The 25,121-nt window shown below is 63.1% G+C and carries 19 protein-coding genes; 15 read left to right on the top strand and 4 right to left on the bottom strand.

The genetic code is table 11. The features are described 5' to 3' along the window. The first annotated feature begins 53 nt into the window (after positions 1 to 53). The 15 genes from ASF66_RS01900 (at position 54) to nuoN (ending at position 18,159) form a co-directional block, all read left to right on the top strand. A complete protein-coding gene (locus ASF66_RS01900; protein WP_056843400.1) occupies positions 54 to 809 on the top strand; it encodes a secretin N-terminal domain-containing protein in 756 nt (251 codons plus the stop codon). A 279-nt stretch (positions 810 to 1,088) separates the two neighbouring features. Further along, positions 1,089 to 2,414, top strand: a complete 1,326-nt coding sequence (aceA, locus tag ASF66_RS01895) for an isocitrate lyase (RefSeq protein ID WP_049860096.1) — start codon at positions 1,089 to 1,091, stop codon at positions 2,412 to 2,414. Between the two features lie 780 nt (positions 2,415 to 3,194). Beyond that, positions 3,195 to 3,608, top strand: a complete 414-nt coding sequence (locus tag ASF66_RS01890; RefSeq protein WP_043190089.1) for an NADH-quinone oxidoreductase subunit A — start codon at positions 3,195 to 3,197, stop codon at positions 3,606 to 3,608. A 10-nt stretch (positions 3,609 to 3,618) separates the two neighbouring features. After that, positions 3,619 to 4,293: a NuoB/complex I 20 kDa subunit family protein gene (locus tag ASF66_RS01885; RefSeq protein ID WP_043190091.1), complete on the top strand. Its 675-nt coding sequence runs from the start codon at positions 3,619 to 3,621 to the stop codon at positions 4,291 to 4,293. Between the two features lie 77 nt (positions 4,294 to 4,370). Further along, positions 4,371 to 6,158: an NADH-quinone oxidoreductase subunit C/D gene (gene nuoC, locus ASF66_RS01880; protein WP_056842489.1), complete on the top strand. Its 1,788-nt coding sequence runs from the start codon at positions 4,371 to 4,373 to the stop codon at positions 6,156 to 6,158. Between the two features lie 2 nt (positions 6,159 to 6,160). Beyond that, entirely contained in the window at positions 6,161 to 6,658 is a 498-nt protein-coding gene (gene nuoE, locus ASF66_RS01875) for an NADH-quinone oxidoreductase subunit NuoE (protein ID WP_049860093.1), read from the top strand. After that, positions 6,655 to 8,013 (top strand): NADH-quinone oxidoreductase subunit NuoF, encoded by a 1,359-nt coding sequence (nuoF, locus tag ASF66_RS01870; protein WP_049860092.1) that lies wholly within the window; start codon positions 6,655 to 6,657, stop codon positions 8,011 to 8,013. Before nuoE ends, nuoF begins: the two co-directional genes overlap by 4 nt. Positions 8,014 to 8,143: 130 nt before the next feature. Further along, the gene (gene nuoG, locus ASF66_RS01865) at positions 8,144 to 10,861 is read left to right on the top strand and encodes an NADH-quinone oxidoreductase subunit NuoG (protein ID WP_056842488.1); all 2,718 of its coding nucleotides are present in this window, start codon (positions 8,144 to 8,146) and stop codon (positions 10,859 to 10,861) included. Next, on the top strand, positions 10,858 to 11,865 hold the full coding sequence (gene nuoH, locus ASF66_RS01860) for an NADH-quinone oxidoreductase subunit NuoH (protein WP_043190106.1): 1,008 nt from the start codon (positions 10,858 to 10,860) through the stop codon (positions 11,863 to 11,865). The genes nuoG and nuoH overlap by 4 nt, the downstream gene beginning before the upstream one ends. An 11-nt stretch (positions 11,866 to 11,876) precedes the next feature. Beyond that, the gene (nuoI, locus tag ASF66_RS01855) at positions 11,877 to 12,425 is read left to right on the top strand and encodes an NADH-quinone oxidoreductase subunit NuoI (protein WP_043190109.1); all 549 of its coding nucleotides are present in this window, start codon (positions 11,877 to 11,879) and stop codon (positions 12,423 to 12,425) included. A gap of 9 nt (positions 12,426 to 12,434) precedes the next feature. After that, entirely contained in the window at positions 12,435 to 12,932 is a 498-nt protein-coding gene (gene nuoJ / locus ASF66_RS01850; RefSeq protein WP_049860090.1) for an NADH-quinone oxidoreductase subunit J, read from the top strand. 4 nt (positions 12,933 to 12,936) lie between these two features. Then, the gene (nuoK, locus tag ASF66_RS01845) at positions 12,937 to 13,245 is read left to right on the top strand and encodes an NADH-quinone oxidoreductase subunit NuoK (RefSeq protein WP_043190115.1); all 309 of its coding nucleotides are present in this window, start codon (positions 12,937 to 12,939) and stop codon (positions 13,243 to 13,245) included. Further along, on the top strand, positions 13,242 to 15,095 hold the full coding sequence (nuoL, locus tag ASF66_RS01840; protein ID WP_056842487.1) for an NADH-quinone oxidoreductase subunit L: 1,854 nt from the start codon (positions 13,242 to 13,244) through the stop codon (positions 15,093 to 15,095). The genes nuoK and nuoL overlap by 4 nt, the downstream gene beginning before the upstream one ends. Before the next feature lie 39 nt (positions 15,096 to 15,134). After that, positions 15,135 to 16,667, top strand: coding sequence for an NADH-quinone oxidoreductase subunit M (nuoM, locus tag ASF66_RS01835; RefSeq protein ID WP_049860088.1), 1,533 nt, complete (start codon positions 15,135 to 15,137; stop codon positions 16,665 to 16,667). Positions 16,668 to 16,674: 7 nt separating this feature from the next. Continuing rightward, complete coding sequence (nuoN, locus tag ASF66_RS01830) at positions 16,675 to 18,159, top strand: NADH-quinone oxidoreductase subunit NuoN (protein WP_056842486.1); 1,485 nt, start codon at positions 16,675 to 16,677, stop codon at positions 18,157 to 18,159. A gap of 157 nt (positions 18,160 to 18,316) precedes the next feature. Here the strand turns inward: nuoN and ASF66_RS01825 are convergent, their stop codons facing one another. The 4 genes from ASF66_RS01825 to ASF66_RS01810 are packed head-to-tail and all read right to left on the bottom strand — an operon-like array spanning position 18,317 to position 25,013. Next, complete coding sequence (locus ASF66_RS01825; RefSeq protein ID WP_056842485.1) at positions 18,317 to 20,566, bottom strand: ATP-dependent DNA helicase; 2,250 nt, start codon at positions 20,564 to 20,566, stop codon at positions 18,317 to 18,319. Continuing rightward, positions 20,563 to 22,257 carry a VRR-NUC domain-containing protein gene (locus ASF66_RS01820; RefSeq protein WP_056842484.1) on the bottom strand — a complete coding sequence of 565 codons (1,695 nt, stop codon included), beginning with the start codon at positions 22,255 to 22,257 and terminating at the stop codon, positions 20,563 to 20,565. The genes ASF66_RS01825 and ASF66_RS01820 overlap by 4 nt, the downstream gene beginning before the upstream one ends. A 42-nt stretch (positions 22,258 to 22,299) precedes the next feature. Next, on the bottom strand, positions 22,300 to 23,703 hold the full coding sequence (locus ASF66_RS01815; protein WP_056842483.1) for an aminotransferase class I/II-fold pyridoxal phosphate-dependent enzyme: 1,404 nt from the start codon (positions 23,701 to 23,703) through the stop codon (positions 22,300 to 22,302). Next, a complete protein-coding gene (locus tag ASF66_RS01810; RefSeq protein WP_156463109.1) occupies positions 23,700 to 25,013 on the bottom strand; it encodes a hypothetical protein in 1,314 nt (437 codons plus the stop codon). The genes ASF66_RS01815 and ASF66_RS01810 overlap by 4 nt, the downstream gene beginning before the upstream one ends. Positions 25,014 to 25,121 lie beyond the last annotated feature (108 nt).

Genomic DNA, 25,121 nt, shown 5'->3' with positions numbered 1-25,121 from the left:
GGCGGCTCCAGCGTGCCATACTGGTCCGCACACTCAATGCGGAGATCATGGACATGCCGCTGCACCTTCTGTTCGCCAGCCTGCTGTTGTGCCTCGCCACCGGGGCCAACGCCGCCACACAGGTCTTGCCGCTTCACTATCGCACCAGTGCCGACATTCTTCCCATTGCCCAGCAGCTGGTGGGACGTGACGGCACCGTCGCGGCCTATGGCAACCAGTTGGTGGTCAACGCCGAACCGGACAAGCTCGACGAACTTACCGCTTTGCTCGAACAGCTGGACAAGCCGGCGCGAAGGCTGCTGATCAGCGTCGACACCAGCGACAGCAATACGGCCAACCAGCGCGGCTATCGGGTCAACGGCGGCGGCACCACGCGCATCATCCAGTACGGCACCGACAACCGCAGCGGTGGCGTGCAGCAGGTACAGGCCAGCGAAGGCAGCCCCGCCCTGATCCAGATCGGCCAAAGCGTCCCGCTGACCACAGCCGGCACCGACGCCTATGGTCGCCTGCAAGCGCAGACCGAATACCGCGAGGTGACTCAAGGCTTCTACGTCACGGCCAGCCTGACCGGCGATGTAGTGCATCTCAACATCGCTACAAACAACGACCGCATGAGCCAGGAACGGGCAGACGTGGTCAACGTGCAAAGCACTCAATCCACTCTCAGTGGTCGGCTCGGCGAATGGATCACCGTGGCTGGGATGAACGAACATTCGAGCATCAATCAGCAAGGCATCGCCCGCCAGTACAGCACTCAAGGCCGAAACGACACCACCGTGCGCGTGAAAGTCGACGCGCTGGATTGAGCCGATGGCTCGCCGCCTGCTCCAAAGACATGCGGACGACCAAGGCCCCGAAAACTGACCGCCCAGTCGCTGATTCGAAAGAAATGTAGTGCTTTGTATTTTTAACTACAAAACGTTTGACGTGCAGAAAATCCGTGGGGCATGATGGCCTCGCCCTCACCGAACCGCTCCTCCTGCCCACCGGCACGCGCAGGTTCGGCGAGCGCCGATCAAGTGTTCGGCACACGCAGCGCCTGGCGCAGCACCCCATCATCGAACCTATGCACGAGGTTTATCTCCATGGCACTGACACGCGAACAACAAGAAGCGGCCCTTGCAAAAGACTGGGCTGAAAACCCGCGCTGGAAAGGTGTAACGCGCAACTACTCGCCCGCCGACGTGGTCCGCCTGCGCGGCTCGGTTCAACCCGAGCACACGTTGGCCCGCCTTGGCGCGGAGAAGCTCTGGAACCTGGTGACCCAGGGCGCCAAGCCGTCATTCCGCCCCGACAAGGACTTCGTCAACTGCATGGGCGCGCTCACCGGCGGCCAGGCGGTGCAGCAGGTCAAGGCCGGCATTCAGGCCATCTACCTGTCGGGCTGGCAGGTCGCGGCCGACAACAACTCCGCCGAATCCATGTACCCCGACCAGTCGCTGTACCCGGTCGACTCGGTGCCGACCGTGGTCAAGCGCATCAACAACTCGTTTCGACGGGCCGACCAGATTCAGTGGAAAGCGGGCAAGAACCCAGGCGACCAGGGCTACATCGACTACTTCGCACCGATCGTGGCCGATGCCGAAGCCGGGTTCGGTGGCGTGCTCAATGCCTATGAACTGATGAAGAGCATGATCGAAGCAGGCGCCGCCGGCGTGCACTTCGAAGATCAGCTGGCTTCGGTGAAAAAATGCGGGCACATGGGCGGCAAGGTGCTGGTGCCGACCCAGGAGGCCGTACAGAAGCTCACCGCCGCGCGCCTGGCTGCAGACGTCGCTGGCGTGCCGACGATCATCCTGGCGCGGACCGATGCCAACGCGGCCGACCTGCTGACCTCGGACTGCGACCCTTACGACCAGCCGTTCGTGACGGGCACCCGTACGCCCGAGGGCTTCTACAAAGTGCGTGCTGGTCTGGATCAGGCGATCGCCCGCGGTTTGGCCTACGCGCCCTATGCCGATCTCATCTGGTGCGAAACCGCCAAGCCGGATCTGGACGAGGCACGTCGCTTCGCCGAGGCCATCAAGCGCGAGTACCCGGACCAGTTGCTCTCGTACAACTGCTCGCCATCCTTCAACTGGAAGAAGAACCTGGATGACGCAACCATCGCCAAATTCCAGCGTGAGCTGTCGGCGATGGGCTATAAGCACCAGTTCATCACCCTGGCCGGGATCCACAACATGTGGCACGGCATGTTCAGCCTGGCCCACGACTACGCGCGCAACGACATGACCGCATACGTGAAGCTGCAGGAGCAAGAGTTCGCCGATGCGGAAAAGGGCTACACCTTCGTGGCACACCAGCAGGAAGTGGGCACCGGCTACTTCGACGACATGACCACCGTGATCCAGGGCGGCGCCTCGTCGGTCACTGCACTCACCGGCTCCACCGAGGAAGAGCAGTTCCACTGACCCCCTAGGCATCTGCTCCCCCAGGGGAGCAGCTGCCTTCTTGGGTAGCAGATATCCCTGTGGSAGCGGGCTCTGCCCGCGAAGGATTCAGCGCGTTGTACCTGCCAAACCSCAGCGCGGCCTTCGCGGGTAGAACCCGCTCCCACAGGAGGGTGCCATCGATCCCTGTGGGAGCGGGCTCTGCCCGCGAAGAATTCGCCACGTTGTATCTGGCAGACCGCAGCGTGGCCTTCGCGGGTAGAACCCGCTCCCACAAGGGGCTGCCATCGATCCCTCTGGGAGCGGGCTCTGCCCGCGAAAGGATTGGTGCGGTGTATCTGGCGGACCGTGGTGTGGCTTTCGCGGGTAGAACCCGCTCCCACAAGGGAGGGGGTGTGGTTTGAAGCCGCCGTGGCGAATGCCTGGCGGTTTTTTTGCATGATCGATTGATCTGGCGCAATGCCGACAATCGAATATCCCAGTAAAACACTCAGCGCAGTTAATTATCCCAACTTGAACAACAGCACTAGCCCGTAAATGATATTAATTATCATTAAGATATAAACACAGTGACGGTAAAAGCTTGTCAGCGTTGAATATTCTTCATAAACCCTGCCAAAACCCCAGCATGAGCTACATTGAATAAGCCTATGTGCGTAATGATACGAATTAATTTGCGATCCGAAATTTACTTGCCTGGCTTTTACCCATAAAATCACCGCGATCGATTCTGCTGCGACATATCGTCACTGCGACACTTCATTCAATTCAGCGGCCCAGGCCCCTGCCAAGGAAACCAGCATGCCCGATTCGACAGGACTCATCGCCCACAACTGGGGCTTTGCCATCTTCCTTCTCGGTGTTGCCGGTCTGTGCGCGTTCATGCTCGGGCTCTCCAGCCTGCTGGGCAGCAAAGCCTTCGGACGCAGCAAGAACGAACCCTTCGAATCCGGCATGCTGCCGGTCGGCAGCGCCCGTCTGCGCCTTTCCGCCAAATTCTATCTGGTCGCGATGCTGTTCGTGATCTTCGATATCGAAGCCCTCTTTCTCTTTGCCTGGTCTGTGTCCGTCCGCGAAAGCGGCTGGACCGGATTCGTCGAAGCTCTCGTTTTCATAGCAATTCTGTTGGCAGGTCTTGTCTACCTGTTCCGAGTGGGCGCCCTTGACTGGGCTCCGGAAGCTCGTCGCAAGCGGCAGGCGAAGCTGAAACAATGAGGCTTTGGCAATGCAATACAATCTCACCCGGATCGACCCCGATGCTCCCAACGAGCAGTATCCCATCGGCACCAGGGAAACTGTTTCCGACCCCCTAGAAGATCAGGTTCACAAGAACATCTTCATGGGCAAACTCGAAGACGTCCTCAGCGGCGCGGTCAACTGGGGTCGCAAGAACTCCCTGTGGCCGTACAACTTCGGTCTCTCGTGCTGCTACGTGGAAATGACCACGGCCTTCACGGCGCCCCACGACATCGCCCGCTTCGGCGCCGAAGTTATCCGGGCCTCGCCGCGCCAGGCCGACTTCATGGTCATCGCCGGCACCTGCTTCATCAAGATGGCGCCGATCATCCAGCGTCTCTACGAGCAGATGCTCGAACCCAAGTGGGTCATTTCCATGGGTTCGTGCGCCAACTCCGGTGGCATGTACGACATCTACTCGGTGGTTCAGGGGGTCGACAAGTTCCTCCCCGTGGACGTCTACGTGCCTGGCTGCCCGCCGCGCCCTGAAGCTTTCCTGCAAGGCCTGATGCTGTTGCAGGAGTCGATTGGCCAAGAGCGTCGCCCGCTGTCCTGGGTCGTCGGTGATCAAGGCGTGTACCGCGCCGAGATGCCGTCGCAGAAGGAACAGCGCCGCGAACAGCGTATCGCGGTAACCAACCTGCGCAGCCCCGACGAAGTCTGATCCAGCGCCTTCCACGCCTGCAACGGCAGGCGAGAACCCTGGCTTCACACCGTAGTTGACCGATAGCGACCGAGACCATGACAACAGCGGACACCGCTCTGTATATCCCGCCTTACAAGGCTGACGACCAAGACGTGGTCGTCGAACTGAACCAGCGCTTTGGCCCCGAGGCCTTCCTCGCCCAGGAAACCCGCACCGGCATGCCGGTACTGTGGGTGGCTCGTGCCAAGCTGGTCGAGATCCTCACGTTCCTGTGCAACGTGCCCAAGCCCTACAGCATGCTGTACGACCTGCACGGTGTGGACGAGCGCCTGCGCACCCATCGCCGCGCGATCCCCAGCGCCGGCGACTTCACCGTGTTCTACCACCTGCTGTCGGTCGAGCGTAACAGCGACGTCATGCTCAAGGTGGCCTTGAACGAAGGCGATCTGAACCTGCCGACGATCACCGGTATCTGGCCCAACGCCAACTGGTACGAGCGTGAAGTCTGGGACATGTTCGGCATCGACTTCGCCGGCCACCCGCACCTGTCGCGCATCATGATGCCGCCGACCTGGGAAGGCCATCCGCTGCGCAAGGACTACCCGGCGCGCGCGACCGAATTCGACCCCTACAGCCTGACCCTGGCCAAGCAGCAGCTGGAAGAGGAAGCCGCGCGCTTCAAGCCCGAAGACTGGGGCATGAAGCGTTCGGGCACCAACGAGGACTACATGTTCCTCAACCTGGGCCCGAACCACCCTTCGGCGCACGGTGCCTTCCGCATCATCCTGCAACTGGACGGTGAAGAGATCGTCGACTGTGTGCCCGACATCGGCTACCACCACCGTGGTGCCGAGAAAATGGCCGAGCGCCAGTCGTGGCACAGCTTCATCCCCTATACCGACCGCATCGATTACCTGGGCGGGGTGATGAACAACCTGCCCTACGTGCTGGCCGTCGAGAAGCTGGCCGGCATCAAGGTGCCGCAGAAGGTCGACACCATCCGCATCATGATGGCCGAATTCTTCCGCATCACCAGCCACCTGCTGTTCCTGGGCACCTACATCCAGGACGTCGGCGCCATGACCCCGGTGTTCTTCACCTTCACCGACCGGCAGAAGGCCTACACGGTGATCGAAGCCATCACCGGTTTCCGCCTGCACCCGGCCTGGTACCGCATCGGCGGCGTCGCCCACGACCTGCCGCGCGGCTGGGAAAAGCTGGTCAAGGACTTCATCGAGTGGATGCCCAAGCGCCTCGACGAATACACCAAGGCCGCGCTGCAGAACAGCATCCTCAAGGGCCGCACCATCGGCGTCGCCGCCTACAACACCAAGGAAGCCCTGGAATGGGGCGTCACCGGTGCCGGCCTGCGCTCCACCGGTTGCGATTTCGACCTGCGCAAGGCGCGTCCGTATTCGGGCTACGAGAACTTCGAGTTCGAAGTGCCGCTGGCCCACAACGGCGACGCCTATGATCGCTGCATGGTGCGCGTGGAAGAAATGCGCCAGAGCATCCGGATCATCGAACAGTGCATGCGCAACATGCCCGAAGGCCCGTACAAGGCGGATCATCCGCTGACCACGCCGCCGCCCAAGGAGCGCACGCTGCAGCACATCGAAACCTTGATCACGCACTTCCTGCAGGTTTCGTGGGGCCCGGTGATGCCGGCCAACGAATCCTTCCAGATGATCGAAGCGACCAAGGGCATCAACAGCTATTACCTGACGAGCGACGGCGGCACCATGAGCTACCGTACCCGCATACGCACCCCAAGCTACCCGCACCTGCAGCAGATCCCCTCGGTGATCAAAGGCAGCATGGTCGCGGACTTGATCGCGTACCTGGGTAGTATCGACTTCGTTATGGCCGACGTGGACCGCTAAGCATGAACAGCACGCTTATCCAGACAGACCGTTTCGCCTTGAGCGAAACCGAGCGCTCGGCCATCGAGCACGAGCTGCACCACTACGAAGACCCGCGCGCGGCGTCCATCGAAGCCCTGAAGATCGTCCAGAAGGAACGTGGCTGGGTCCCCGACGGCGCGTTGTACGCCATCGGCGAGATACTGGGCATTCCGGCCAGTGACGTCGAAGGCGTGGCCACCTTCTATAGCCAGATTTTCCGCCAGCCTGTGGGCCGCCACATCATTCGCGTCTGCGACTCGATGGTCTGCTACATCGGTGGCCACGAGTCGGTGGTCAGCGAAATCCAGAGCAAGCTGGGCATCGGCCTGGGCCAGACCACCGCCGACGGCCGCTTCACCCTCCTGCCGGTGTGCTGCCTGGGCAACTGCGACAAGGCCCCGGCGCTGATGATCGACGACGATACCTTTGGCGACGTCCAGCCCGCTGGCGTGGCCCAACTGCTGGAGGGCTACGTATGAAGCTCACCTCGTTCGGCCCGGCCAATACCATTGCCCGCGCCGCTGAAACCCATCCGCTGACCTGGCGCCTGCGCGACGACGGCGAGCCGATCTGGCTCGACGAGTACCAGGCCAAGGACGGCTACGCCGCCGCCCGCAAGGCGTTCGCCGACATGTCGCAGGACGACATCGTGCAGACGGTGAAGGATTCGGGCCTCAAGGGCCGCGGCGGTGCGGGCTTCCCCACCGGCGTCAAATGGGGCCTGATGCCCAAAGACGAATCCATGAACATCCGCTACCTGCTGTGCAACGCGGATGAAATGGAACCCAACACCTGGAAAGACCGCATGCTCATGGAGCAGCAGCCTCATCTGCTGATCGAAGGCATGCTGATCTCCGCCCGTGCGCTGAAAGCCTATCGCGGCTACATCTTCCTGCGGGGCGAGTACACCACCGCCGCCAAGCACCTGAACCGCGCGGTGCAGGAAGCCAAGGCCGCCGGCCTGCTGGGCAAGAACATCCTGGGGTCGGGTTTCGACTTCGAGCTGTTCGTGCACACCGGTGCCGGGCGTTACATCTGCGGTGAAGAAACCGCCCTGATCAACTCCCTGGAAGGTCGCCGCGCCAACCCGCGCTCCAAGCCGCCCTTCCCTGCCGCCGTCGGCGTGTGGGGCAAGCCGACCTGTGTGAACAACGTCGAAACCCTGTGCAACGTGCCGGCCATCGTCGGCAACGGCATCGACTGGTACAAGTCGCTGGCTCGCGAAGGCAGTGAAGACCACGGCACCAAGCTGATGGGCTTCTCCGGCAAGGTCAAGAACCCCGGCCTGTGGGAGCTGCCGTTCGGCATCACCGCCCGCGAGCTGTTCGAAGACTATGCCGGTGGCATGCGCGACGGCTTCACCCTCAAGTGCTGGCAGCCCGGCGGCGCCGGTACCGGTTTCCTGTTGCCCGAACACCTGGATGCGCAGATGTACGCCGGCGGCATCGGCAAGGTCGGCACCCGGATGGGTACGGGCCTGGCGATGGCCGTGGACGACAGCGTCAACATGGTGTCGCTGCTGCGCAACATGGAAGAGTTCTTCGCCCGCGAGTCCTGTGGCTTCTGCACCCCTTGCCGCGACGGCTTGCCGTGGAGCGTCAAGCTGCTGCGCGCCATCGAGACCGGCAACGGCCAGCCAGGGGACATCGAAACCCTGCTGGGCCTGGTCGGTTTCCTCGGCCCCGGCAAGACCTTCTGTGCCCACGCGCCCGGTGCCGTGGAGCCCTTGGGCAGCGCGATCAAATATTTCCGTGCCGAGTTCGAGGCGGGCATCAAGCCCGTCACGCCAGGCAGCCTGACCCAGGTGGCCACCCCCACCATGGCCGGCGCCTGACTCGATGCACGCCCGGCGGCCCGTGCCGCCGGTATCGCCCGTTGACGCGCCATCGCTGGCTGCGCCGGGCGAATAACAAGATTTCCATTAGCCACGCCCGCTGACAACGGGCCAACGAAGAACTTGAACCATGGCCACTATCCACGTAGACGGCAAAGCGCTCGAGGTCGATGGCGCAGACAACCTGTTACAGGCTTGTCTGTCGCTGGGCCTCGACATCCCGTATTTCTGCTGGCACCCGGCGCTGGGCAGCGTCGGCGCCTGCCGCCAGTGCGCAGTCAAGCAGTACACCGACGAGAACGACACCCGTGGTCGCATCGTCATGTCGTGCATGACGCCTGCCACCGACAACACCTGGATCTCCATCGAAGACGAAGAATCCAAGGCCTTTCGCGCCAGTGTCGTCGAATGGCTGATGACCAACCACCCGCACGACTGCCCGGTGTGCGAGGAAGGCGGTCACTGCCACCTGCAAGACATGACCGTGATGACCGGTCACAACGAACGCCGCTATCGCTTCAGCAAGCGTACCCACCAGAACCAGGAGCTGGGCCCGTTCATCGCGCACGAGATGAACCGCTGCATCGCGTGCTATCGCTGCGTGCGCTTCTATAAAGACTACGCTGGCGGCACCGACCTGGGCGTGTTCGGCGCCCACGACAACGTCTATTTCGGACGGGTCGAGGACGGTACCCTGGAAAGCGAGTTTTCCGGCAACCTGACCGAGGTCTGCCCGACCGGTGTGTTCACTGACAAGACCCACTCCGAGCGCTACAACCGCAAGTGGGACATGCAGTTCGCCCCAAGCATCTGCCACGGCTGCTCCAGTGGCTGCAACATCAGCCCGGGCGAGCGCTACGGTGAGCTGCGCCGTATCGAGAACCGCTACAACGGTTCGGTGAACCACTATTTCCTGTGCGACCGCGGCCGCTTCGGTTATGGCTACGTCAACCGCAAGGATCGCCCACGCCAGCCGCTGCTGGCCGAAGGCAACCGCAAGCTGGGCCTGGACGAGGCGCTGGACAAGGCCGCCGACCTGCTGCGTGGCCGCAACATCGTCGGCATCGGCTCGCCACGTGCCAGCCTGGAAAGCAACTACGCCCTGCTCGAACTGGTCGGTGCCCAGCACTTCTACAGCGGTATCGAAGCCGGCGAGCTTTCGCGCATCCGCCTGGCCTTGCAGGTGCTGCGCAGCAGCCCGCTGCCTATCCCGAGCCTGCGCGAGGTGGAAGACCACGACGCGGTGTTCGTGCTCGGTGAAGACCTGACCCAGACCGCGGCGCGCATGGCACTGGCACTGCGGCAATCGGTGAAAGGCAAGGCCGAGGCGATGGCCGAAGCCATGCGCGTGCAGCCATGGCTCGACGCCGCAGTGAAGAACATCGGTCAGCACGAGCTGAACCCGCTGTTCATCGCCAGCCTGACCGACACCAAACTCGACGACGTTGCCGAAGAGTGCGTCCACGCCGCGCCGGAAGATCTGGCGCGCATCGGGTTTGCCGTTGCCCACGCGATCGACCCGAGCGCACCAGCGGTGGCCGGTCTGGACAGCGAAGCCCTGGAACTGGCGCAGCGTATCGCCGATGCCCTGGTGGCGGCCAAGCGTCCGCTGATCGTCAGTGGGACTTCGCTGGGTTGCAACGCCCTGATCGAAGCCGCAGGCAATATCGCCAAGGCCTTGAAGGGCCGCGACAAGGCCGGTTCGCTGAGCCTGATCGTCCCGGAAGCCAACAGCATGGGCCTGGCGATGCTCGGCGGCGACTCGGTCGACGACGCACTGCAGGCCGTGATCGATGGCCATGCCGACGCGCTGGTGATCCTCGAAAACGACCTCTACACCCGTGTCGACGCTGCCAAGGTCGACGCTGCGCTGAACGCCGCCAAGGTGGTCATCGTTGCCGACCACCAGCACACCCGCACCGTCGAGCGCGCCCATCTGGTCCTGCCGGCCGCCAGCTTCGCCGAAGGCGATGGCACCCTGGTCAGCCAGGAAGGCCGCGCCCAGCGATTCTTCCAGGTGTTCGACCCGGTCTACCTGGATTCCAGCATCCTGATCCACGAAGGCTGGCGCTGGTTGCACGCGCTGCGCAGCACCTTGCTGAACAAGCCGGTGGACTGGACTCAGCTCGATCACGTGACCGCCGCGGTGGCCAACAGCGCACCGCAACTGGCGCGCATCGTCGATGCCGCACCGTCGGCCTCGTTCCGCATCAAGGGCCTGAAGCTGGCACGCGAACCGCTGCGCTACAGCGGCCGTACCGCCATGCGCGCCAACATCAGCGTGCACGAGCCACGGACACCGCAAGATACCGACACGGCGTTCTCGTTCTCCATGGAAGGCTACTCGGGCTCCGTCGAACCGCATCAGCAGGTGCCGTTCGCCTGGTCGCCGGGCTGGAACTCGCCGCAGGCCTGGAACAAGTTCCAGGACGAAGTGGGTGGTCACCTGCGTGCCGGTGACCCCGGTACGCGCCTGATCGAAAGCCAGGGCGATGGCCTCGGCTGGTTCGCCAGCGTTCCCGGCGCGTTTTCTCCGGCGCGCGGTACCTGGCAAGCGGTGCCGTTCTACCACCTGTTCGGCAGCGAGGAGAATTCCTCGCGTGCCGCGCCGGTACAGGAGCGCATTCCCCAGGCCTACGTGGCCCTGGCCAAGTCCGAAGCCGACCGCCTGGGCGTCAACGACGGTGCCCTGCTCAGCCTGACCTTGGCTGGCCAGGCCCTGCGCCTGCCGCTGCGCATCAGCGAGGAACTGGGCGCCGGCCTGGTGGGCTTGCCCGCCGGCCTGGCCGGGATCCCACCGGCGTTCGCCGGCGCGTCCGTCGAAGGCCTGCAGGAGGCAGCACAATGACCTGGTTCACCCCTGAAGTGATCGACATCATCATCGGTGTGGTCAAGGCCCTGGTCATCATGCTGGCGGTGGTCATCTGCGGCGCGCTGCTCAGCTTCGTCGAGCGTCGCCTGCTGGGCTGGTGGCAGGATCGCTACGGCCCGAACCGGGTCGGTCCGTTCGGCATGTTCCAGATCGCGGCCGACATGCTGAAGATGTTCTTCAAGGAAGACTGGAACCCACCCTTCGTCGACAAGGTGATCTTCACCCTGGCACCGGTGGTGGCCATGAGCGCCCTGCTGATCGCCTTCGCGATCATCCCGATCACCCCCACCTGGGGCGTGGCCGACCTGAACATCGGACTGCTGTTCTTCTTCGCCATGGCCGGCCTGTCGGTGTATGCCGTCTTGTTCGCCGGTTGGGCGAGCAACAACAAGTACGCCCTGCTGGGCAGCTTGCGGGCTTCCGCGCAGACCGTGTCGTACGAAGTGTTCATGGGCCTGTCGCTGATGGGCATCGTGATCCAGGCCGGTTCCTTCAACATGCGCGACATCGTCGAGTACCAGGCGCAGAACCTGTGGTTCATCATTCCGCAGTTCTTCGGCTTCTGTACCTTCTTCGTCGCAGGCGTTGCCGTGACGCACCGTCACCCGTTCGACCAGCCCGAGGCCGAGCAGGAATTGGCCGATGGTTACCACATCGAATACGCCGGGATGAAATGGGGCATGTTCTTCGTAGGTGAATACATCGGCATCATCCTGATCTCGGCTTTGCTGGTGACGCTGTTCTTCGGCGGCTGGCACGGGCCTTTCGGGATCTTGCCGCAACTGTCGTTCGTCTGGTTCGCACTGAAAACCGCGTTCTTCATCATGCTGTTCGTCCTGCTGCGCGCTTCCATCCCGCGCCCCCGGTACGACCAGGTAATGGATTTCAGCTGGAAGTTCTGCCTGCCACTGACCCTGATCAACATGCTGGTGACCGCCGCGATCGTGTTGTTGAACACGCCCGCCGGCACGGTTCAGTGAGGAATTGACCCATGTTCAAATATATCGGTGACATCGTAAAAGGAACGGGCACGCAGCTGCGCAGCCTGATCATGGTCTTCGGCCATGGCTTCCGTAAGCGCGACACCCTGCAATACCCCGAGCAAGCCGTGTACCTGCCGCCGCGCTACCGCGGCCGCATCGTCCTGACCCGCGACCCTGACGGCGAAGAGCGCTGCGTGGCCTGCAACCTTTGCGCGGTGGCCTGTCCGGTAGGCTGCATCTCGCTGCAGAAAGCAGAAACCGAGGACGGTCGCTGGTACCCGGACTTCTTCCGGATCAACTTCTCGCGCTGCATCTTCTGCGGCCTGTGCGAAGAAGCCTGCCCGACCACCGCGATCCAGCTCACGCCGGACTTCGAGATGGCCGAGTTCAAGCGCCAGGACCTGGTGTACGAGAAGGAAGACCTGCTGATCTCCGGACCCGGCAAGAACCCCGACTACAACTTCTATCGCGTGGCCGGCATGGCCGTCGCCGGCAAGCCCAAAGGCGCCGCGCAGAACGAAGCCCAGCCGATCAACGTGAAGAGCTTGCTCCCTTAAGGAAGAAAGATGGAATTCGCTTTCTATTTCGCGTCGGGTATCGCGGTGGTGTCCACCCTCAGGGTGATCACCAATACCAACCCCGTACACGCCCTGCTCTATCTGATCATCTCGTTGATCGCCGTGGCCATGACCTTCTTCGCCCTGGGCGCACCGTTCGCCGGTGTGCTCGAAGTGATCGCCTACGCCGGCGCCATCATGGTGCTGTTCGTCTTCGTGGTGATGATGCTCAACCTGGGCCCGGCCTCGGTGCAGCAGGAACGGGTGTGGCTCAAGCCCGGTATCTGGGCAGGTCCGGTCTTCCTCGGTGCGCTGCTGCTGCTCGAACTGCTGTACGTGCTGTTCGCCAACCCCAGCGCTGCCGGTATCGGTCAGACCACGGTCGACGCCAAGGCCGTCGGCATCAGCCTGTTCGGGCCTTACCTGCTGGTGGTCGAACTGGCGTCGATGCTGCTGCTCGCCGCAGCGGTGACGGCGTTCCACCTCGGCCGCACGGAAAAGGAGTAAACAGATGCCCGCTATCCCTCTAGAGCATGGCCTGGCAGTCGCCGGCATCCTGTTCACCCTTGGTCTGGTCGGCCTGATGGTCCGCCGTAACATTCTTTTCGTGTTGATGAGTCTGGAAATCATGATGAACGCCTCTGCCCTGGCGTTCATCGTGGCCGGTGCGCGCTGGGGTCAACCCGATGGACAGATCATGTTCATCCTGGTGATCACCCTGGCAGCGGCCGAGGCCTCGATTGGCCTGGCGATCCTGATGCAGCTGTATCGCCGCTTCCACACGCTCGACATCGACGCTGCCAGTGAGATGCGCGGATGAACCTGATCTTTCTGACCTTCGTATTCCCGCTGATCGGCTTTTTGCTGCTGTCGTTCTCCCGCGGGCGCTTCTCGGAAAACCTCTCGGCGCTGATCGGCGTCGGCTCCATCGGCCTGTCGGCGATCGTCGCCGCCTACGTCATCTGGCAGTTCAACGTTGCTCCACCCGAAGGTGGCGTATACACCCAACTGCTGTGGCGCTGGATGTCGGTGGACGGGTTCGAACCCAACTTCACCCTGTACCTGGACGGCCTGTCGATCACCATGCTCGGCGTGGTAGTGGGCGTGGGTTTCCTGATCCACCTGTTCGCCTCTTGGTACATGCGCGGTGAAGAGGGCTACTCGCGCTTCTTCGCCTACACCAACCTGTTCATTGCCAGCATGCTGTTCCTGATCCTGGGCGACAACCTGCTGTTCATCTACTTCGGTTGGGAAGGCGTGGGCCTGTGCTCGTACCTGTTGATCGGTTTCTACTACGGCAACCGCAACAACGGCAACGCAGCGCTCAAGGCGTTCATCGTCACCCGCATCGGCGACGTGTTCATGGCCATCGGCCTGTTCATCCTGTTCCAGCAACTGGGCACGCTGAACATTCAGGAACTGCTGGTGCGTGCGCCCGAGCACTTCAAGGTCGGCGATTTCTGGATCGTCCTGGCCACGCTGATGCTGCTCGGTGGCGCCGTGGGTAAATCCGCGCAACTGCCCCTGCAGACCTGGCTGGCAGACGCCATGGCCGGTCCTACTCCGGTGTCGGCACTGATCCACGCCGCGACCATGGTCACCGCAGGCGTCTACCTGATCGCCCGGACCCACGGCCTGTTCTCCCTGGCCCCGGACATTCTGCATCTGGTGGGCGTGGTCGGTGGTGTCACCCTGGTGCTGGCCGGCTTCGCCGCGCTGGTGCAGACCGACATCAAGCGCATCCTGGCCTATTCGACCATGAGCCAGATCGGCTACATGTTCCTGGCCCTGGGCGTTGGCGCCTGGGACGGCGCGATTTTCCACCTGATGACCCACGCCTTTTTCAAGGCGCTGCTGTTCCTCGCCTCCGGTGCCGTGATCGTCGCCTGCCACCACGAGCAGAACATCTTCAAGATGGGCGGCCTGTGGAAGAAGCTGCCGCTGGCCTACGCCAGTTTCATCGTCGGCGGTTCGGCCCTGGCGGCCCTGCCGTTGCTGACGGCCGGCTTCTACTCCAAGGACGAGATCCTCTGGGAAGCCTTCGCCAGCGGCAACAACGGCTTGCTGTACGCCGGTCTGGTGGGTGCGTTCATGACCTCGCTGTACACCTTCCGCCTGATCTTCATCACCTTCCACGGCGAAGCCAAGACCGAGGCCCATGCCGGCCACGGGGTTGCCCACTGGTTGCCGTTGGGCGTGCTGATCGTGCTGTCGACCTTCATCGGTGCCTGGATCCATCCGCCATTGGCCGGTGTGCTGCCGCAGAGCGTCGGCCATGCCGGTGGCGAAGCCAAGCACAGCCTGGAGATCGCGTCGGGCGCCATCGCCCTGGCCGGTATCCTGCTGGCAGCCATGCTGTTCCTCGGCAAGCGCAGCTTCGCCACGTCGGTCGCCAACAGCGGTATCGGCCGGATGCTGTCGGCCTGGTGGTTCGCCGCCTGGGGCTTCGACTGGATCTACGACAAGCTGTTCGTCAAACCTTATCTGCTGATCAGCCACCTGTTGCGCAAGGACCCGGTCGACCAGGTGATTGGCTTGATCCCGCGTACGGCCAAGGGCGGCAACAACGCCATGAGCCGTACCGAGACCGGTCAGTTGCGCTGGTATGCCGCTTCGATCGCCGCGGGCGCCGTGCTGGTGCTCGGCGCTGTCGTGCTGGCGGCGGTCTGATATGAATCCTGTGACTTTGCGAAAGGAAACGAGCCCGTCATGATTTTGCCCTGGCTGATCCTGATCCCCTTCATCGGCGGCCTTCTGTGCTGGGTAGCGGAGCGCAGCAGCGCTACCCTGCCCCGCTGGATCGCCTTGCTGACCATGTCCCTGGAACTTGCTCTCGGCCTCTGGCTGTGGGCCCATGGCGACTACACCCTGGCCCCTGCACCCGGTGGCGAACCGGCCTGGGCCTACGAGTTCAAGCTCAACTGGATCCAGCGCTTCGGCATCAGCGTGCACCTGGCACTGGACGGCCTGTCGCTGCTGATGATTCTGCTCACCGGCCTGCTGGGAATGCTCTCGGTCCTGTGTTCGTGGAAAGAGATCCAGCGCCACGTCGGCTTCTTCCACCTCAACCTGATGTGGATCCTGGGCGGCGTGGTCGGTGTGTTCCTGGCACTGGACCTGTTCCTGTTCTTCTTCTTCTGGGAAATGATGCTGGTGCCGATGTATTTCCTCATCGCGCTCTGGGGTCACAGCTCCTCGGACGGCAAGAAGACCCGGATCTATGCCGCGACCAAGTTCTTCATCTTCACCCAGGCCAGCGGCCTGATCATGCTGGTGGCGATCCTGGGCCTGGTGCTGTTCAACTACAGCAACACTGGCGTGATGACCTTCAACTACAGTGACCTGCTCAAGGCTCAGTTGCCGGAACATGTCGAATACCTGCTGATGCTGGGCTTCTTCATCGCCTTCGCGGTGAAGCTGCCGGTGGTGCCGTTCCACTCCTGGCTGCCCGACGCTCACGCACAGGCGCCGACCGCCGGTTCCGTGGACCTGGCCGGTATCCTGCTGAAAACCGCGGCCTACGGCATCCTGCGCTTCGCCTTGCCGCTGTTCCCCAATGCCTCGGCGGAATTCGCACCCATCGCCATGACCCTGGGCCTGATCGGTATTTTCTACGGCGCCTTCCTGGCGTTCGCGCAGACCGACATCAAGCGCCTGATCGCCTTCTCCAGCGTCTCGCACATGGGCTTCGTGCTGATCGGTATCTACTCCGGTACCCAGCAGGCCTTGCAGGGCGCCGTGGTGCAGATGCTGGCCCACGGTCTGTCGGCCGCCGCGCTGTTCATCCTCAGCGGTCAACTGTACGAACGCCTGCACACCCGTGACATGCGTGAGATGGGCGGTCTGTGGTCGCGCATCGCCTACCTGCCAGCGATCAGCCTGTTCTTCGCGGCCGCTTCGCTGGGTCTGCCAGGCACCGGCAACTTCGTCGGCGAGTTCCTGATCCTTTTGGGCAGCTTCACCGTGGCACCGTGGATCACCGCCGTGGCCACCTCCGGCCTGGTGTTCGGCTCGGTTTACTCGCTGATCATGATCCACCGTGCCTACTTCGGCCCTTCCAAGTCGGACGCGGTACTGGCCGGCATGGACAACCGCGAACTGATCATGGTGCTGGGCCTTGCGGGCCTGCTGATTCTGCTTGGCGTCTACCCGCAGCCCTTCCTCGACACTTCCGCCGCCACCATGACCGGTGTGCAGCAGTGGTTCGGCACCGCCTTCACTCAACTCGCTTCGGCCCGGTAAGAGCGCTATGGACCTGACGATTCAACACTTTATTGCGCTTGCGCCGCTGCTGATCACCACGGTCACCGTCGTTGCGGTGATGCTGGCGATCGCCTGGCGGCGCAACCATTCGCAAACCTTCCTGCTTTCGTGCGCAGGGCTGAACCTGGCGCTGCTGTCGATCCTGCCGGTGCTCAAGCTCACGCCCATCACCGTCACGCCGTTGCTGCAGGTGGACAATTTCGCCGCGCTGTACATGGCGCTGATCCTGGTGGCAACGCTGGCCTGCGTGACCCTGGCCCACGCCTATCTGGGCGATGGTTCCTCGGGCTACCCGGGCAACCGCGAAGAGCTTTACCTGCTGATCCTGATGGCGGCCCTGGGTGGACTGGTACTGGTCTGCGCGCAGCACCTTGCCGGTCTGTTCATCGGCCTGGAGCTGCTGTCGGTGCCGACCTACGGGTTGATCGCCTACGCCTTCTTCAACAAGCGTTCGCTGGAAGGCGGCATCAAGTACATGGTGCTGTCGGCCGCCGGTTCGGCGTTCCTGCTGTTCGGCATGGCGCTGCTGTACGCCGATGCCGGCAGCCTGAGCTTTTCGGGCATCGGCCTGGCGCTGGCCGCCACCGGCGTGCCGAGTGCGCTGGCACAGTTGGGCCTGGCCATGATGCTGGTTGGTCTGGCGTTCAAACTCTCGCTGGTGCCCTTCCACCTGTGGACGCCGGACGTGTACGAAGGCGCCCCTGCACCTGTTGCCGCTTTTCTGGCAACAGCCAGCAAGGTCGCGGTGTTCGCCGTGGTGGTGCGTCTGTTCCAGCTCTCGCCAGCCGCCAGCAGTGGTGTGCTCAGCGATGTGCTGGCGGTGATTGCGGTGGCGTCGATCCTGATCGGCAACCTGCTGGCGGTGACCCAGAGCAACCTCAAGCGCCTGCTGGGTTACTCTTCCATCGCCCACTTCGGTTACCTGTTGATCGCGCTGGTTGCCAGCAAGGGCCTGGCCCTGGAAGCGATCGGTGTCTATCTGGTGACCTACGTGATCACCAGCCTGGGTGCCTTCGGCGTGATCACCCTGATGTCCTCGCCCTACAACGGCCGTGACGCCGACGCATTGTACGAATACCGCGGCCTGTTCTGGCGCCGTCCATACCTCACCGCCGTGCTGACCGTGATGATGCTATCGCTGGCCGGCATTCCGCTGACGGCCGGTTTCATCGGCAAGTTCTACATCATCGCCACGGGCGTCGAATCGCAGCTGTGGTGGCTGACCGGCGCGCTGGTGATCGGTAGCGCCATCGGTGTGTTCTACTACCTGCGGGTGATGGTGACTCTGTACCTGATGGAGAAAAACCTGCGCCGCACCGATGCCCCGCTCAAGTGGGAACAGCGCACCGGTGGCGTGATGCTGCTGGCGATCGCGGTGCTGGCATTCCTGCTCGGCGTGTACCCGCAACCGCTGCTGGAGCTGGTGCAACACGCCGGCTTCCAGTTGGGTTCGGTGGTGGTGAAAGGCTGAAGACTGGCTGCATGAAAAAACCCGCTTCGGCGGGTTTTTTTCTGGGTGTCAGTGGTGGCCTCTTCGCGGGCAGAGAGCTCGCCGCCCGCCCCGCTCCCACAGGTTTTCATTTTGTGGGAGCGGGGCTCTGCCCGCGAAGAGGCCCTCAAGCCGAACACTAAACCGCCCACCACCGCGGAAACAAACTCTTGACCCGCGCCTCGGCAAACCGGTCATCGATCAGCACCACCACCCCCCGATCCTCCTGACCACGAATCACCCTGCCCGCCGCCTGCACCACCTTGCACAGCCCAGGATAAAGATAGGTGTAGTCATACCCCGCACCGAACAGCGCGTTCATTCGCCCTTTGATCTGCTCGTTCACCGGATTGAACTGGGCCAACCCCAAGGTCGCGATAAAGGCCCCGATCAAGCGATCGCCTGGCAAATCGATGCCCTCTCCGAATGCCCCGCCCAGCACCGCAAAACCTACACCTCGACTGGTGGAAGTAAAACGGGCAAGAAAGTCCCGCCGCGCGCCTTCATCCATCTTGCGTGCCTGAGCCCATTGCTCGATGTGGGGATAACGCTCGGCCAGCAAGGCCTCGATCTGTTGTAGATAGTCGAAGCTGCTGAAAAACGCCAGGTAGTTGCCCGGTCGCGCCTGATACTGCCTGGCGATCAACTCCACGATAGGGCCCAGCGACGCCTGGCGATGGTTGAAGCGCGTGGAGATGTCGTCGACGATGCGCACCTCCAGCTGATCGGCACTGAACGGCGATTGCACGTCGATCCAGGCGTGGTCCTTGGGCAGGCCGAGCAGGTCGGCGTAATAGCGTCGCGGGCTGAGCGTGGCCGAAAACAGGACGGTACTGCGAGCCGCAGCGATCCGCGGCCCGAGCAAGGGCGCCGGAACGATGTTGCGCAGGCACAACTGCGACTGCACGCGCTTGCCGGGCGCATCGCGGCGGCTGACGTCGAACACATAGTGCTCGTCGAACAGCTCGGCGACGCGGGTGAACTGCAGCGCCTGAAAATAGAAGTCCAGCAACTGCGGATCGATGCCTTGGGGCTGGGCGTTCATCTCGTCGCCAATCAGGCTGATGCAGCGCAGCAGCGTGAGGATCAGCTTGTCCGGCAAGCGCGCGTGCGCCTGATACGGCGCGACTTGATCAGCGTGCAGCGCATTCCATTCGCGATTCAGGCGCTGCAACGGACTCTTGAGTTTGGCGGGCGGCGACACGCGTACGGCTTGCAGCGTGCGCTGGTCGAGGGTGGCGCTGTACATGCCGCGCGCCCGGTCGACCAGATTGTGGGATTCATCGACCAGCACCGCCAGGCGCCATTGACGCTCCTGCGCCAGGCCAAACAGCAAGGCATTGAGGTCGAAGTAATAGTTGTAGTCGCCAATGACGATGTCGGCCCAGCGTGCCAGCTCCTGGCTCAGGTAATACGGACAGATCTGATGCGCCAGGGCCGTCTGACGCACTTGAGCCTGATCGAGAATCTGCAGGCGTACCGCGTCTTCGCGTGCCGCGGGCAGACGGTCATAGAAGCCCTTGGCCAACGGACAGGATTCGCCGTGACAGGCTTTGTCCGGATGCTCGCAGGCCTTGTCCCGCGCGACCATTTCCAGCGTGCGCAGCGGCAGGCCCGGCTGGCGATGCAGCTGCGCCACGGCCTCCAGGGCCAGGGCGCGGCCGGGGCTCTTGGCGCTGAGGAAGAAGATCTTGTCCAGTTGCTGCGGGACCATTGCCTTGAGCAACGGAAACAGGGTGGCCAGGGTCTTGCCGATACCGGTGGTGGCCTGAGCCATGAGGCAGCGCCCGGTGCTGACCGCCTTGTACACGGTCTCCGCCAACTCGCGCTGGCCGACGCGAAAGTCGGCATGGGGGAAGCTCAAGGCGCGCAAGGCGGCGTCCCGCTCGGCGCTGCGGGCCAGTTCCTGACGCGCCCAATTCAGGAAGCGCGAGCACAGCCGTTCGAAATGCGCCTCCAGATCCTGCGCCTGACACTGCTGGCTGAACACCGTCTGCTTGTCGTAGTCGACATCGAAATACACCAGGGCCACATCCATGCGCGTCAGCTGCAACTGCTGGCACATCAGCCAGGCATAGACCTTGGCCTGGGCCCAATGCAGTTGGCGATGGTTGTCGGGCTGCAGATCGAGATCGCCGCGGTGGGTCTTGATCTCTTCCAGGCGGTTGAGCGCCGGGTCGTAGCCGTCGGCACGGCCGCGCACCAGCAGTTCGTGGTACTGACCGCTGAGGGTGACTTCGCTCTGGTAGCCGGCATCGCGGCCCTGGGTGACCCGGCGGTGGCCAAGCATGCCTTCCTGAGCCGACGGCGATGGCGTGAAGCGCAGGTCCAGGTCGCCGACCTTGGCCGTGAATTCGCATAAGGCCCGCACGGCCACGGTATAGCTCACGCGGCCTGTCCTGCCCACTCCACGTAACAGACCTGCACCGGCAATCCATGGCGAGCGCAGAACTCCAGCCAGCGCAGCTGGTTGTCCTGCAAGCGATCGCCTGGCCCTTTGACTTCGATCATCAGGTAGCGACCCTCGGACGGCCAGAACTGGATAAGGTCGGGCATGCCAGTGCGGTTGGCCTTGACGTCTTCCAGAACGCGGTCGAAACAATGCTTGAGGTGCTGCGCCGGAATGCAGCCCAGCGCCAGCTCGAGCAAGGTTTCGTCGAGCATGCCCCAATGCACGAAGGGTGACTGCAGGCCCCGCTTCTCCTGCCAGGTCTGGCGGATGGTGTGCTTGTAGCGTCCGTCGTCCAGCTCACCCAGGCACGCGTCGAACAGCTCACGGCGGCGCTGACGGAAGTCGGGCTGGTGAAGGTCGGCCGGGCCGTTCTGGAACGGGTGGAAAAACGCGCCGGGCAACGGCGCGAAAATCGCCTTCCAGCACAGCAGGCCGAACAGCGCATTGAACAGGGTGTTCTCGACGTAATGCACCGGAGCGTCTTCGCTGTGCAACGAGGCCGCCACACGGCGCTCGACGCTCAGGCGCTGCTCGCACAGCACCAGCGTCAGGTCCAGGCGCGCGACCTTGGCGGCCTGACGCTTGGGTTCGGCAGGCAACCCCAGGTGTCGACGCAGGCGCGGCAACATCCGTGGCAATTGCTGCGCCTCGGCGGGATTCAGCGGCGCCAGGGTGGCCTGCTCGGCCAGCGCCAGCGCTTCGGCGAAGTCGCCGCACAGTTCAAGCACGCGAATGATCCGCGCCCGGGCCTGGGCGAACTCGCAGCTGCGGTATACCACCAGGGCCTGCTGCAGATCCTGTTGGCGCTCGCAGGCGTACCCCAGCCTGAACAACAGCTTCTGGCGACGGCTCTGCAACCACGATTTGTCGGTGGTCACCGCCAGCAACTGCCGGTGAATCTCTTCACACGGCAAACCGGCTTCGATAGCTTCGCTGCAGGCATGCAGGGCCAACCCCGCCGCCACATCGTCACGATGGGTCAGGCCCCGAGACTCGGGCGCCAGTTGCACCGACTCGTAACGATAGACGCCCAGGTCGGCCAGCACGAACTCGGTCCAGCCCTGATGGAGGTTGCCGAAGAACAACAACCGCAGACGATCGCAGAGGGCCTGCACGGTCAGGCAGTACAAGGTATCGGCCAACGTCGGACACCAGGCGGCGAAAGGCTGCGCCGGCCATTCCTGTTCGGCGAGGGCCAGCAGCAGTTGCGGCTTGGGCAACGACGGCTTGGCAAGATGGGCCGAAAAACAGGCGACGATTTCCGGCTTGAGCAGCACCTCGCCCACCTGCTCCAGGGTCAAGGGTGCCTGATCCATTAGATAACCACTGGCCAGCAACGGCTCGGCGGCCTGCTTCGGGCAACCGATCTCGGCGTAGTCGAGGCGACTGGCGCGAAACATTTCGCCCTTGCGCATGATCATGCGCACCAACAGCGCCTGTGACGGCTGCGGCAGCGTCTCGAAACACTGGATGAAACCCAGCTCTTCAGCGTCCAGCACGTCTAGGTAGCGTTGTTCGAGCCACGCCAGCACGCGACGGAAATTGGCCAGGTAGTAGAAAGGGTCTTCAAGCGGTGCAAATGCCACGTTGTCGCCAAACCAGAGTCGTAAAAGCCACTGGTTATACATACAGAAAAAAGCCAAGGCAATCGGAAATGGACCGATGGCGCCCTACACTGCGTGAGCTTCCAGCGCTAGTGCAAGGGCCTTGGCACAGCGCTCCCATTGCGTCATCGAATGTCCGCAACCATTGAGGCGCAGGTGCTGGTGACAATGCCCTTGCAGGCTGAAAACGTCCCCGGGGGCGATCAGCAGCCGTTGTCTGCGCAGGTCTTCGAAGACGTTGCGCATGTCGACCGGGTAGCGCGAGCGCGCCCATATGCACGCCCCGCCTTCGGTCTTTGCCAATTGCAACCGCTCGTCCAGATGCTTGCGCAGGATTGCGGTGAAGGCCACAACCTGTTGGCGTAGCGATTCGCGCTGCGGGCTCAGATGGTCGTCGTAGCCGCCGCCGCTGATGAATCGCGCCAGCACCTTCTGCCGCAACGGCGGCGCTACCGTCGCGCGTTGCAGGCAGTACTGTTGCAAGCGGCCTTGCCACTGTCGCGACAGCAGGTAGGCGAAAGGTGCCTCGGCGCCTAAAAGATGCTGTAGCGAGCCGAAGATCAGCAGACGTTGCGGTGCCAGCAGTTCGCGAAAGCGCAACGCTGCCTCGAAACACAGGTCGCCCTCGGTATCGTCCTCCGCCACCCACACCCCGTGCCGTTCCAACAAGCTGGCAATGGTGCGCTTGTCGGCGTCATCGATGCAGGTACCGTGAGGTGCATGGAAAGACGCGCCGAGCACCATCAGGCGGACTTGCCGGCCCACAAGCACCTCCTGCAACCGCTGCATCGGCACCCTGCCCTGCGCATCGAGCGCCAGCTCCACCACTCGCGCACCCGCCTGCTGCAAGGTCCGCAGAATGCGCCAGGCGCACGGCACCAGCACAACGACCACTGCACCTTGCAGTTGCATCGCCGTCCAGGTCATGTGCAACACGCTCAGCAGATCGCTGCCGATGTAGACATCGTCGGCGCACCAGTGGTGCTCGAGGCAACGGGTGTAGCGGGCCGCCAGGGCGTGGCGCAGCTCCAGCTCGCCACAGGGCTGCACGGTACTGCCCAGCCCAGCGGGATAACGCCTGGCCAACTCGACCTCGAAGCGCAGCACCGTTTTCAACGCGTCGGCTCTGGGCGCAGGTGCGGCTCGACTGAACACCTCCATGTTGGACTGGCAGGCACCTGCCAGGACGCGCTGGAGCAGATCGGGACTGGCCAGCGCCGGCCCGAACGCCGTGGAGCCACGGGCGTAATAGCCGGACTTGGCCACCGGCTCGATGCGTCCTTCGGCCTCGAGCAGCCCATAGGCGGCCTGCACTGTAGAAACGGAAACATCCAGCGTTCGCCCCAATACCCGCAAGGACGGCAACTTGATGCGCGCCCCTGGCTCGATCCCGTCGATCAGGCGCAGCAGATAGCGGTAGACACCTTGGTAAGCGAACGCGCCGGCCTTGTCCTTGGCAGCGCCGTTCATGACAATCTGGGCCTCTGGTAGAGCCGCTGCAACGTCGCCAGCGGCAGGCCGCTGACCGACTCCAGCCACTGCACGACCTGCGCAGGCACCTTGGAACCACGCAACCCCTGATGCAGGTAAGGCGCAGTCACTTGCATGCCAGGATGGCACGCCGCCAGGAATGCCTCCAGACGTGCCCCGCGGTCATTGAACGGAGCGTACACGGCGCAGCTCACGTGGGCCGAGTCCATTCCATACCAGGTGCACAGACGAGCTTGCATCTGTTCTGCAGCGTCGCGTGGCAGCGCTCGGGATGAAAGGTGCGCCGACTCTACCGGCCCAGGCACCACGCGTGCGATGGAATGGCGAAACGCATCCAGCCCCTGTTCGAAGCTGCCAACGTGCAACTGTTGGTTGCGCAGGCCGCTCAGGTAGGCCAACCACACCATTAGCGGGTAGCGGGTTTCCCGTAGATCGAACAGCGCCTGCACTGGCTGGCAGCCCAGAAAGTGACACAGCGCTTCGTCTCCAGCCACCAGCTCGCCGAGCAGGTCATGTGCACCCAGCAAATGCACACCGGCGGGCAGATCTATCCGTTGTCCGCGGGGCATGGACTCAACGCCAGCATCGACGAGCTGCAGGCAATCGCTCGCTTGCCAATGATGACGCGCGACGCGCGCCCCGCCCGCGCGGCGCCTTTCGCGCAGAGCCCAGGCGACGAAGCGCCGACGTTGTAACAGCGGCTGATCGAGCACGATGGCGTCGGCCGGCGCCCGATAGCCCAGCAAGCGCTGGTAGATCCTAGCCATCGCGCGATACCCATGCTGCTGAAATGCTGCTGGCACCAAGGTGTCGAGTTCATGGGCAACGCTCAGCATTTCCGTGCGCAGGTTCAGGCGCCGTTGGTTGACGCTGGCATGACGGTATTCATAGGGCTGCAGCGTTTCGTTATCGAAGGCCAGCAGTTCGACTCGTGGATCATCGTGCAGAAACAACGCGTTGCAGACCCTCTGCACATTGCTGTTGCGGGCATCGTCGAGCAGGGCCTGATTGCCGACCGCGGCGCGGATGAAAAAGGTCGGTTGGTTGCGGGCAGCCAAGGTCAGTTGCGCGGCTCGCAACAACGCCAGGTTGCAGTTGCCAGCGGTACTGCCGCAGAGCCGGTAGACGATTCGATAGCTGCCCAGACGCTGCGCCCCTCCGGCGGCCGTCATCAGCCGCTGGATCAATGGCTGAACCGCCATGCGCCGGGCGGGCGAAAAGGACCCCAGCAAACGTGACAGCACCTGCTGGTAAACATGATTCATGGCTTGCTGGTGCATTGCGCTCATGGGTGGTTTCCGAGTTCTGGCCAGGAACCCGCCGGAAGACTGCCACGCTTCGAACCGCGCTTGCCAAGCCCCGGAGACGGGCATAGAGCGCGCATTATGAAGAGCCGC

Source organism: Pseudomonas sp. Leaf129 (assembly GCF_001423465.1).
Lineage (GTDB): Bacteria > Pseudomonadota > Gammaproteobacteria > Pseudomonadales > Pseudomonadaceae > Aquipseudomonas > Aquipseudomonas coleopterorum.
This window is presented reverse-complemented; position numbering and strand designations above follow the sequence as displayed.